Below are 12,119 nucleotides of genomic sequence, written 5' to 3'. Positions count from 1 at the left end.
CCCAGGCCCCTTTCCGACGCGATGGCGAGCACGCACCACGGCGGTCAGGACAGCAGGCCCCGCTCCAGTGCGGTGATGACGGCGGCCGTGCGGTCCGAGACGTCCAACTTGCGGTACGCGCGCAGCAGATGCGTCTTCACCGTCGCCTCGCCGATGAACAGCTTCCTGCCGATCTCCGCGTTGGTCAGGCCCTGGCTGACCAACCGCAGCACCTCGATCTCACGGTCGGACAGCGGCGGGGTGTCCACCGCCCGCGCCCGGAACAGCTTGGTCGCCAGCGACGGCGTCAGCACCGTCTCACCGCGCGCCGCCGCCTGTACCGCGTTGATCAGCTCCATCCGGGAGCTGCCCTTGAGCAGATATCCGGCCGCGCCCGCCTCCACGGCCCGCAGGATGTCGGCGTCGCTCTCGTACGTGGTGACGATGACGACCTTGCTGCGCGGTGAGGCGCGCAGGATGTGCCCGGTGGCGTCCACCCCGTCCATCCCGCCCATGCGTAGGTCGAGCAGCACGATGTCGGGCGTCAGACGGCCCGCGAGGGTCACCGCCTCCTCACCGGATCCGGCCTGCCCGACGACGGTGACGCCTTCGGCGGACTCCAGCATGGCGCACAGGCCCTCCCGTACCACCGGGTGGTCGTCGGCCAGCAGCACCCTGATCGCGTTGTGGTCCGTCACGTCCTCATCCCTCGCTGGTTGGCTCAGCGGGCACCGAGACCTCGATGGTGGTGCCCTGTCCCGGGCGGCTGCTGACGGTCGCCACCCCGTTGATCTCGCGCGCCCTGGCCTGCATGCCGCGCAGCCCGAACCCGCCGCCGTCGCGGGCCACCGGCTGGTCCTGGAAGCCCGCGCCGTCGTCCCGCACCAGCAGGCGGACACTGGCCTCCTCGAACACCAGGAGAACGTCCACGTTCCGTGCCTGCCTGGCGTGCTTGCGCACGTTCGCGAAGGCCTCCTGGACCGACCGCAGCAGGACCACGCTCACCGCCATCGGCAGCGGCCGGTCCGTGCCCCGCACGGAGCAGCGCACCGCGAGGCCGGTCTCCGCCTCCAACCCCTCCGCCTGCCGCCGTACCGCCTGCACCAGAGAGCTCTCCCGCAGCGCTGGAGGGGTGAGCGCGGCGACGAAGTCACGCGCCTCGGCCAGGCTGTCCTTGGCCACCCTCCCGGCCAGGCCCAGGTGCTGGAGGGCCAGCTGCGGGGCGTAGGTCACCTCCGACTCGGCGGCCTGCACCAGGCTGATGATGCTGGTCAGGCCCTGTGCCAGGGTGTCGTGGATCTCCCGGGCCAACCGCTCGCGCTCGGCGGAGATCCCGGCCTCGTGGGACAGCCGGGCCAACTGCTCACGGCTGCGCCGCAGCTCGTCGATCAGCTCGGCGCGCTCCCTGCTCTGCCGCACCACCCGGGTGATCCACAGCCCCAGCAGTACGGACAGCGCTATGCCGAGCAGCGAGATGGGCAGCACGGTGCCCATGTCCCCGCCGGTCAGCCAGACGACCGTCACCGGCATGAGGCTGGCCAGCAGCACCACCGCGATCGCCGACGAGGTGGGCAGCGCCATCATCAGCATCGGCACGATGGCGAACAGGGCGAAGGACCCCGAGATGTCGAACGCGGTGGCCACCGCGAACAGCACGAACAGGCCCAGCCCGAACACGATGTTGCGTCGGGTGACGGTCCGGTGGACGGTGTTGTGCAGCATCAGACCGCGGCCCAGCGCCGCGTACCACGGGACCGCCAGTGTCAACGCGCCGATGGCGATGGCGCGGCGCGTCTGTTCGCCGTGGGTGGTGAACAGCAGCACGGTGGTGACGGCGTAGCTGATGGCGAAGTACCCGTCCCACAGGCCGAACCAGCGGTTCCCCGCCTCGGGGGCCTGGTCCGTGGTCTGCTCCACCGCGTTCACCTGGGAGTTCACCGGGGTGTGAGTGCGCACAGCACAAGTCCTACCACCCTTGGGTGTCCGCTTGTCCACCGGTCGGTGGACAGCGGGTCCAACCGTTCAGTCGTCCCGCTGGGACGGGGTGCGCCCATAGCGTGGAGTGCAGTGGCGCAGGGAATGGCGCCAGACCAGGGAAGGCCAGTAGTCACATGAGCCCGTTTCTGACCGCGCTCATCGCCAGCGCGACGATCCTCACCATCATCCTGGCGACCGACCTCGGCCGTCGGCGCGTCACCAACATGCGGATGGCGCGGTCACTGCTCGCGGTCGCCATCGTCATCGCACTGTTCGTGCACTCGCTGCCGACCGGCGGCAACGACATCTCGCTGCAACTCGTCGGCATCGGCGTGGGTGCCATCTGCGGACTGATCGCGGGAGCCCTGCTGCCCGCCGAACGGGATTCGGCCAGCGGCCAGATCTACACCAGGGGTGGCATCGGATACGCTCTGCTGTGGATCGTGCTGTCCAGCACGCGCGTCCTGTTCGCCTACGGGACCGAGCACTGGTTCAGCCAGGGAATCGTCAAGTTCAGCATCGACTACAAGCTCAGCGGGCAGGACGTCTACGCGAACGCCTTCGTCTTCATGTCGCTGGCGATGGTGCTGGCCCGTACCGCGGTGCTGCTGACCCGGCGCCGCAAGCTACTGGCCCAGGGCAACGCCGCCGTCTCGCAGGCCGAAGCCGTTCGCATCCCCTAACTGCCCAGCGCTGCACGTCGGTTACCGCATCCCCGGGGCCACCCCGGGGCCCCAGCCGGACCAGGGGGCGGACCAGGCCGACATCGCAAGGGAACTTAGTAGGAGCTCAAGTGGAAGCAGTGGAACGCAATGGATGATGTGAGGCTCCGTCCGCCTCGGAACCGCGTCGAGCGCCGCGCCGTCGCCTGGTGGACCACGCAGTCGTCGATCTTCGCGCTGCCGCTGCCGATCGTGTTCGCGGTGCTCTACCTGTTCATCCCGCCCGCCAGGACCTGGTTCGGCTGGTGCCTGGCGATCACCTTGGTCCCCGGGCTCGCCTACATGCTGGTGATGCCCGCCTGGCGCTACCGCGTCCACCGCTGGGAGACCACCAACGACGCGGTGTACGCCGCGTCCGGGTGGCTGTGGCAGCGGTGGCGCGTGGTGCCGCTGTCCCGGATCCAGACGGTGGACACGCTGCGCGGCCCGCTCCAGCAGATGTTCCGGCTCTCCGGGATCACCGTGACCACCGCCTCGGCCTCTGGCGCCGTCAAGATCAAGGGACTTGACCACCGGGTCGCCGCCGATGTGGTGGAGCACCTCACCAAGTACACCCAGGCCACTCCCGGAGACGCGACATGAGCGCCGGCGCCCCCGCCCGGCCCCGCACGGACGCCGCGACCCCCGGGTGGGAACGGCTCAACGCCCGGCTGATCCTGGTGCACGCCAGCCTGCTGTGCGCGCCGCTCGCCTCCTGGGCGGGCACCCTGGTGGCCACCGGCGGCAATCTCAACCTCCAGGCCCTGATCACCCTGGGCTCGCTGCTCATCACCTTCCTGGTGGTGACCGGCATCGGCATGATGCGGTACTTGACCACCCGGTACCGCATCACCGAGGACCGCGTGGAACTGCGCTCCGGACTGCTGTTCCGCAGCCACCGGGCGATACGGCTGGACCGCATCCGCAGTGTCGACCTGACCGCCAACCCGGTCCACCGCGTCTTCGGGCTCACCTCGCTGCGGATCGGCACCGGTGAACAGACCTACTCCGCGGGCCGCAAGCTCACCCTGGACGGCGTCAGCAAGGCCCAGGCCGCCGAACTGCGGCAACGGCTGCTCAGCCGCAGGGACGCCGCGCAGGTCGCGGCGTCCGAGGACGACGGCCCGATCGCCGACCTGGACTGGTCCTGGATCCGCTACGCGCCGCTGACCATCTGGGGCGTCGGCGGCGTGCTGGCCGCGGTCGGCACCGCGTACCGCACGCTCCACGAGATGAAGATCGACCCGCTGCAACTCGGGTTCGTCAAGTCCATCGAGGCCCACTACGGATCCGTACCCCTGTGGTTCGGCATCCTGGTCACGCTGCTGATCGTCGTGGTGCTCGGTGCCATCTTCTCCACCGCCACCTTCACCGAGGGCTGGTACGGCTACCGGCTTGAGCGGGAGGACGGCGGCACCTTCCGGGTACTGCGCGGACTGCTCGTCACCCGCTCCGTCACCATCGAGGAACGGCGGCTGCGCGGTGTGGAGTTGGGCGAGACGATGTTCCTGCGCTGGGCCGGTGGCGCCCGCCTCAACGCGGTGGCCAGCGGCCTGGGCGACCGGGACGAGAACCGCAAGCGCCGGATGCTCACGCCGCCGGTGCCACGTGCCGAGGCGCTGCGCGTCGCCGCCGACGTACTGTCCGAGTCCGAGTCGCTGACCTCACTGACCGACCTCAGGCCGCACCCGCGCATCGCCCTGCGCCGCCGCATCAACCGTGCGCTGACGGTCACCGCGCTGATCACCATCCCGCTGGCGGCCCTCGGCCTGTGGCTGTCCACCACACTGCTCTACGCGGCCGTGGCCACCGCCGTGGTGCTGGTGCCGGTCACGGTGGCGCTGGCGTACGACGCGTACCGCACCCTCGGGCACGGCATGCGCGGCCAGTACATGGTGACCCGCTCGGGCACCTTCGCGCACCGCACGGTGGCCCTGCAGCGGGAGGGCATCATCGGCTGGAACATCTCCCGCTCGTTCTTCCAACGCCGTTCGGGGCTGCTCACCTTGGGCGCCACCACATCGGCCGGTGAGCACTGCTACAAGGTCCGCGACGTGAGCGTGGCCGAGGGGCTGTCATTCGCCGAGGAGGCGGTGCCGAACCTGCTCGCCCCGTTCCTGGAGCGGGTGCCCACCCACCGGCGGGACCGCAGGCACCGCTGAGCCCCACACAGACCAACTGTCCCAACCCCCGGGAAGTGGGGGGCGACTTGACCGTCGCCCCCCACTTCTAAGCGTTGCCGGTGTTCTGTTGTCTCCCGCGGCTCACCCCGCGGCCAGCTCGACCAGGCGCTCCACCAGCACCGCCGGAGAAGGCATGGTGGCGATCTCCTCCCGTACCTCGGCCGCCGCGGTGCGCAGCTTCTCGTCGGACACCAGCCGCCGCAGCAGCTCCACGTCGAGGTCCTCGGCGGTGGCGCTGATCCCGGCGCCCCGGTCATGCACCGCCTGGGCGTTGACGAACCGGTCCGCACCGTCCGGCAGGATGATCTGCGGGACACCGGCGTTCAGCCCGGCCAGCGTGGTACCCGCACCGCCATGGTGCACGGCGCCGACACAGGTCTGCATCAGCACGGTCAGCGGCACCCACCCCACGGCCCGTACGTTGGACGGCAGTTCACCCAGCGCGCTGGTGTCCACCTCGCCGAGCGCCAGCACGAACTCCGCGTCCACCGAGGGTGCCGCGGCCAGCAGCCGCTGCACCGGCCCAAGGCCGGTGACGTGCACCGATGCCGTCCCCAGCGTCACGGCGATACGCGGCCGCCCCGGCTTGTCCAGCACCCAGTCCGGCAGCACCGCACCGCTGTTGTACGGCACGGGCCGCATCGACCAGCCGAGCGGCTCGGGCTCGGCCATGCTCGGCGGCGCGATGTCGATGGTGCGCACCTGCTCCGGCACGCTGTCCACGCCGTGTCGCCGCATGGTCTCGGTGAGTTGGGCGACGGTCAGCGCGCGGATGTCACCTCCGCGCGCGAAGCCGAAGTTGTGCTGGACGGCGGGAACTCCGAGCTTCTGGGCGGCGATCAGACCGGACACGAAGATCTGCTCGTAGACGATCAGGTCCGGGCGGAACGCCTCGGCGGTGCGGACGATGCCGTCCGTCAGATGGTCGTTGAGGTGCGCGAACAGCTGGATACCTGCCATCGGGTCCGGGCCCTCCGGCCTGCGCACCCGCTCCAGCAGCTCCGGAACGGTCCCCTGGAAGAAGCTTTCCAGTTCCAGACCCGGCGCCACATCGGCCACATGCAGCCCGGCGTTGGCGACTTCCAGCCCGTAGCTTCCGGTGGCCACCAGCACCTCATGACCGGCGGCCCGCAGCGCCCACTGCAGCGGAACCGTGGGGAAAACATGGCCGATGGCCGGATACGAGACGAACAACACGCGCATCGCTACGCGCTCCTTTCGGACTGCGCGAAATGCAGTCGGTATTCTTGACTTTTCCTGCTTGCCCAGCGCATTCTCATCGGGTCCCCCAAAGCCCGTCAAGGCGCGTGCCCAGGTCCAACGGATAGGGGTGAATAGGGGGTTTGGAGGGGTTACTTAAGGGCTGTGCTCCATGACAGGCTGCGAAATGGTCGTTGGATTCTGTCTGTCACGGTAATGGAGCGCGTTGATGAGTGGATCCGAGGATTTCACGCCCGAAAGCAGCGACGTGAAGGGCTTGGGTCCTGACGTAGCGGGTCCCGACACGGCGGCGGACGCCGCCGCCGATGTCTCGTCCTGGCGGCAGCGGCTCGCCGAACTGCCCGCGGACGAGCAGGAACAGGCTCTGCTCGACTGGCTGGGCACCCTGGTCCGCGCCGCGCTGCGTGACTCGGCACCGGAACACCTCGACCCCCACCGCCCGTTCCTTGAGCTGGGATTCGACTCGCTCGCCGCGGTCGACCTGCACAGCCGACTCACCGCGGGCACCGGACTGAGGCTGCCGGTGACCCTCGCCTTCGACTACCCGACCCCCGTCGCGCTGGCCCGCCAACTTCGCGCCGAGATCCTCGGCCTGACCGCGGACGACACGCTTCCTGTGGTGGCCACCGCCTTCGCCGACGACGAGCCCATCGCCATCGTCGGCATGGGCTGCCGCTACCCCGGCGACGTACGGTCCCCCGAAGACCTGTGGAACATCGCGCTGGGCGGCGTCGACGCCATCACCGAATTCCCGTCCGGCCGCGGCTGGGACCTCGCCGGACTCTATGACCCGGACCCGGACCGGCCGGGCACCAGTTATGCCCGCGAGGGCGGATTCCTACATGACGCCGACCAGTTCGACCCGGCGTTCTTCGGAATTTCACCGCGCGAGGCACTCGCCATGGATCCGCAGCAGCGGCTGCTGCTGGAAACCTCCTGGGAAGCGTTCGAACGCGCCGGAATCGACCCCGCGCATTTCCGCGGCGGCCAGATCGGCGTTTTCGTGGGCCAGGAGACCCAGGACTACGGCCCGCGCCTGCACGAGGCGGAAGAGGGTTTCGAGGGCTATCTGGTCACCGGCAACGCGGCCAGCGTCGCCTCCGGCCGCATCGCCTACACCTTCGGCTTCGAGGGCCCCACCGTCACCGTCGACACCGCCTGCTCCTCCTCACTGGCCGCGCTGCACCTGGCCGTACAGGCGCTGCGCAGCGGGGAGTGCTCCATGGCGCTCGCCGGTGGAGTGGCGGTCATGGCCAACCCCGGCTCGTTCATCGCCTTCAGCCGCCAGCGCGGCCTGGCCCCCGACGGCCGCTGCAAGCCGTTCGCCGCCGCCGCCGACGGCACCGCCTGGGGCGAGGGCGCCGGAATGCTGCTGGTCGAGCGGCTGTCCGACGCACGGCGCAACGGCCACCCGGTGCTGGCCATCGTCCGCGGCACCGCCATCAACCAGGACGGCGCCAGCAACGGCCTTACCGCTCCCAGCGGTCCCTCCCAACAGCGTGTCATCCGCCAGGCGTTGGCCAACGCCGGTCTGGCCGCCGCCGATGTGGACGTGGTCGAGGCCCACGGCACCGGCACCCGCCTCGGCGACCCCATCGAGGCGCAGGCGCTGATCGCCACCTACGGCCAGCACCGCCCCGACGACCAGCCGCTGTGGCTGGGCTCGCTGAAGTCCAACATCGGCCACACCCAGGCCGCCGCCGGCGTCGCCGGAGTCATCAAGATGGTGATGGCGATGCGGGACGGTGTACTGCCCCGCTCGCTGCACATCGACGAGCCGACCCCGCACGTCGACTGGACCGCGGGCGCCGTCGAACTGCTCACCGAGAGCCGCGACTGGCCGGACACCGGCCGGGCGCGCAGGGCCGGTGTGTCCTCGTTCGGCATGAGCGGCACCAACGCCCACGCCATCATCGAGCAGGCCCCCACCGACGACACGGAGACCCCGGAGCAGACCGCACCGGCCGCGCCACCCGCCGTACTGCCCTGGGTGCTGTCGGCGAAGACCCCGGCCGCCCTGCGCGCCCAGGCCGAGCTGCTGCACGCCCGACTCGCCGCCGAGCCGGGGCACCGCACCGTCGACATCGGCTTCTCGCTGGCCACCACCCGGGCCACCTTCGAGCAGCGCGCGGTGCTCGTCGCGGACGAACGCCCCGCCTTCCTCGACGCCCTGCGCGCCCTCGCCGACGGCACGCCGACGCCGTCCGTCGTGACCGGCGCGCCCGTAGCGGGCCGCACCGCGTTCCTGTTCACCGGCCAGGGCAGCCAACGCCTCGGCATGGGACGGGAGTTGTACGACAACTACCCGGTGTTCGCCGACGCTCTGGACGACGCCTGCTGGTACCTGGACGAGCACCTCGAACTGCCCCTGCTCGACGTGCTGTTCGGCGACAACCCCGAACCGCTCGACCAGACCGCCTACACCCAGCCCGCGCTGTTCGCCGTCGAAGTTGCGCTGTTCCGGCTGCTGGAGTCCTGGGGAGTGCGGCCGGACGTACTGACCGGCCACTCGATCGGCGAGCTGGCCGCCGCCCACGTGGCGGGCGTGCTCTCGCTGGAGGACGCCTGCGCACTGGTCGCCGCCCGCGGCCGGTTGATGCAGGAACTGCCGGGCGGCGGCGCCATGGTGGCCATCGAGGCATCCGAGGACGAGGTCGGCCCACTGCTGACCGACCGGGTCAACATCGCCGCCATCAACGGTCCCACGTCGACCGTGATCGCGGGCGACGAGGACGCGGCGCTGGACATCGCCGCGCACTTCGAGGCACAGGGCCGCAGGACCAAGCGCCTCACGGTCAGTCACGCCTTCCACTCGCCGCACATGGACGGCATGCTCGCCGAGTTCCGCCGTGTGGCACAGGTGCTGGAGTACCAGCCGCCGCGCATCCCCATCGTCTCCACCCTCACCGGAACCACCGCCACCGCCGAGCAGCTGTGCTCGCCCGAGTACTGGGTGCGGCACGTCCGGGAAGCCGTCCGATTCCTCGACGGCGTACGGACGTTGGATGACCAGGGCGTCACCACGTTCATCGAACTCGGTCCGGACGGCGTGCTGTCCGCCATGGCCCAGGAGTGCGTCACCGCCACCGGCGCCGCGTTCCTGCCCGTACTGCGCCGGGACCGCTTCGAGCCGGAGACCCTGACCATCACCGTCGCCCAGGCACACGTCCGGGGCAGGGCCGTGGACTGGGCCGAGGTCTTCGCCGGTACCGGGGCGCAGCGGATCGAACTGCCCACCTACGCCTTCCAACGCGAACGATTCTGGCTGGACAGCACCACAACCCGCTCAGCCGCGAACGGTGTTGAGCCCGGAGACGCCCGCTTCTGGGAGGCCGTGGAGCGCCAGGACCTCGACTCGCTCTCCGCCGAACTCGCGGTCAGCGTTGACCAGCCACTGACCGAGGTGCTGCCCGCACTGTCGGCCTGGCGCCAGCAGCAGCGCGACCGCTCGATGATCGACGGCTGGCGCTACAAGGCCACCTGGAAGCCGCTCGCCGAATCCAGCGCCCGAACCCCGCACGGCACCTGGCTCGTGCTGGCCCCCGCCACCGGTCACACCGACGTGATCGACGCCGTGCTGGCCGCCCTGACCGTCCAGCCCGACACCACCGTCCACCGCCTCGACATCAACTCCACCGAGGCGACCCGCCCCCAACTGGCCGAGCAACTCGCCGAACACCGCACCGCCGACGGCGTCCTGTCCCTGCTCGCCCTCGACGAGGCCAACGGCCTGACCGCATCCGCCACCCTGCTCCAGGCACTCGGCGACGCGGGCCTCGACGCACCCCTGTGGTGCGCGACCCGCGGCGCGGTTTCCGTGGTCCGCTCCGACCGTGTGCACGCCGTACCGCAGGCCGCCATATGGGGCCTGGGCCGGGTGGCCGCCATGGAACTGCCCGAACGCTGGGGCGGCCTGGTCGACCTCCCCGAAACCCTGGACGAACGGGCCGCCGCACGCCTGACCGCCGTACTGGCCGGCCTCGACGGCGAGGACCAGGTCGCGGTACGCGCCTCCGGTGTCTTCGGTCGCCGCCTCACCCGCGCCGAAGGCGGCAACGCCCGGCCCTGGGCCCCGCATGGCACGGTGCTGGTCACCGGCGGTACGGGTGCGCTGGGCGCTGAGGTCGCCCGATGGCTGGTGGGAAGCGGCGCGGAGCACGTGCTGCTGACCAGCCGCCGGGGCAAGGCCGCCCCCGGGACGGCCGAGCTGGAAGCCGAGTTGGCGGCCACCGGCGCCAAGGTGACCATCGCGGCGTGCGACGCGGCGGACCGCGACGCGCTCGCGCAGCTGCTGGCCACCGTTCCGGCCGAGCACCCGCTGACCGGCGTGGTGCATGCGGCGGGCGTGCTGGACGACGGCGTACTGGACGCACTCACCGCCGAGCGGTTCCAAACCGTGCTGCGCGCGAAGGCGGTCTCCGCGCTGAACCTGCACGAACTCACCCGTGAACACGAACTCTCGGCGTTCGTCCTCTTTTCCTCCGTCAGCGGCACCCTCGGCGCGGCAGGTCAGGCCAACTACGCCGCCGCCAACGCCGTGTTGGACGCCCTCGCGGAGCAGCGGCGCGCCGACGGCCTGCCCGCCACCTCGGTTGCCTGGGGACCCTGGGCCGACAGCGGCATGGCGGCCGACGACTCCCTGGAGCGCCGGATGCGGCGCGAAGGCATGCCGCCGATGGCACCGGCCCTGGCCATCCGTGCCCTGCGGCAGGCCATCGAACACGGTGACGCGACGGTCACCGTCGCCGACATCGACTGGGACCGCTACGCTCGCGAGACGGCCGCCGTGCGGCCCAATCCGCTCATCGCGGACCTGCCCGAGGTACAGAACGCCCTCGCCACCACCGGCCGGGTCATCACCGACGCCAACGCCGCCACTACTCTCACCGAAAGGCTCACCGGCCTCACCTCGGCGGAACAGGACCGCGAACTCCTCGACCTGGTCCGCACCCAGGTCGCGACGGTACTCGGCCACAGCAGCCGCGACGCGGTGGAAGCGGACCGCGCGTTCCGGGAACTCGGCTTCGACTCGCTGACCGCTGTCGAACTGCGCAACCGACTGGGCGCCACGACCGAACTCCGCCTACCGGCAACACTGATCTACGACTACCCGACCGCCTCGGCCCTCGCGGCCTACCTGCGCGACGAGTTGCTGGGAGCGGACACCGCCGCGAGCAGCGCGCTCCCGGGCGCTTCGGTCGCGGCCGTCGATGACGACCCCATCGCGATCGTGGCGATGAGCTGCCGCTTCCCGGGCGGCGTACGGTCGCCCGAGGAGTTGTGGCGACTGCTCGTCTCCGGCGAGGACGCCATCGCCGAATTCCCCACCGACCGTGGCTGGAACCTCGACCGCCTCTACAACCCCGACCCCGACCAGCAGGGCACCTCCTACGTCCGCCATGGCGGCTTCCTTTACGACGCCGACCAGTTCGACGCCGAGTTCTTCGGCATCAGTCCGCGCGAGGCGCTGGCGATGGATCCGCAGCAGCGGCTGCTGCTGGAGACATCGTGGGAGGCCTTCGAACGTGCGGGCATCGACCCGTCCGCGCTGCGCGGCAGCCGCACCGGTGTCTTCGCGGGCACCAACGGCCAGGACTACGCCTCGCTGATCACATCCCCGCCGAAGGGCCTTGAGGGCCACCTCGGCACGGGTAACGCCGCGAGCGTGGTCTCCGGCCGTATCGCCTATGTCTTCGGCCTCGAAGGCCCGGCGGTCACCGTCGACACCGCCTGCTCGTCCTCGCTGGTCGCACTGCACCTGGCCGTACAGGCACTGCGCAACGGCGAGTGCGAACTGGCGCTGGCCGGTGGCATCACCGTCATGTCCACCCCCGAAGCCTTCGTCGACTTCAGCCGTCAGCGTGGCCTTGCGGGCGACGGTCGGGTCAAGGCGTTCGCGGCGGGTGCGGATGGCACCGGGTGGGGTGAGGGTGTCGGCATGCTGCTGGTCGAGCGGTTGTCGGACGCCGAGCGCAATGGTCATCCCGTGCTGGCTGTGGTTCGTGGTAGTGCGATCAACCAGGATGGTGCGAGTAACGGTCTTACGGCGCCGAACGGG

7 protein-coding genes are annotated in these 12,119 nt (G+C 70.6%); 4 read left to right on the top strand and 3 right to left on the bottom strand.

Annotated elements, in window-relative coordinates; all coding sequences use genetic code 11:
- Positions 1 to 44 precede the first annotated feature (44 nt).
- Together O5O46_RS32585 and O5O46_RS32580 are read right to left on the bottom strand one after the other, a co-directional pair.
- Entirely contained in the window at positions 45 to 677 is a 633-nt protein-coding gene (locus tag O5O46_RS32585; RefSeq protein WP_269859260.1) for a response regulator, read from the bottom strand.
- A gap of 4 nt (positions 678 to 681) precedes the next feature.
- On the bottom strand, positions 682 to 1,935 hold the full coding sequence (locus O5O46_RS32580) for a sensor histidine kinase (RefSeq protein ID WP_269859259.1): 1,254 nt from the start codon (positions 1,933 to 1,935) through the stop codon (positions 682 to 684).
- A 155-nt stretch (positions 1,936 to 2,090) separates the two neighbouring features.
- Between O5O46_RS32580 and O5O46_RS32575 the strand changes: the two genes are divergently transcribed.
- From O5O46_RS32575 to O5O46_RS32565, 3 genes are all read left to right on the top strand, one after another.
- A complete protein-coding gene (locus tag O5O46_RS32575; RefSeq protein WP_269859258.1) occupies positions 2,091 to 2,639 on the top strand; it encodes a hypothetical protein in 549 nt (182 codons plus the stop codon).
- Between the two features lie 129 nt (positions 2,640 to 2,768).
- A complete protein-coding gene (locus O5O46_RS32570; protein ID WP_269859257.1) occupies positions 2,769 to 3,260 on the top strand; it encodes a PH domain-containing protein in 492 nt (163 codons plus the stop codon).
- Positions 3,257 to 4,819 (top strand): PH domain-containing protein, encoded by a 1,563-nt coding sequence (locus O5O46_RS32565; RefSeq protein WP_269859256.1) that lies wholly within the window; start codon positions 3,257 to 3,259, stop codon positions 4,817 to 4,819. Before O5O46_RS32570 ends, O5O46_RS32565 begins: the two co-directional genes overlap by 4 nt.
- Before the next feature lie 102 nt (positions 4,820 to 4,921).
- Here the strand turns inward: O5O46_RS32565 and O5O46_RS32560 are convergent, their stop codons facing one another.
- Positions 4,922 to 6,043 (bottom strand): nucleotide disphospho-sugar-binding domain-containing protein, encoded by a 1,122-nt coding sequence (locus tag O5O46_RS32560; protein WP_269859255.1) that lies wholly within the window; start codon positions 6,041 to 6,043, stop codon positions 4,922 to 4,924.
- A 223-nt stretch (positions 6,044 to 6,266) separates the two neighbouring features.
- Between O5O46_RS32560 and O5O46_RS32555 the strand changes: the two genes are divergently transcribed.
- On the top strand, positions 6,267 to 12,119 hold a 5,853-nt coding region (locus tag O5O46_RS32555), incomplete at its 3' end, for a type I polyketide synthase (RefSeq protein WP_443072683.1).

Origin of the sequence: Streptomyces sp. RPT161, assembly GCF_027533845.1 — a bacterium.
GTDB lineage: Bacteria > Actinomycetota > Actinomycetes > Streptomycetales > Streptomycetaceae > Streptantibioticus_A > Streptantibioticus_A silvisoli_A.
Note: the sequence above shows the minus strand (reverse complement) of the source record. Positions and strands in the feature narration are given on the sequence as shown.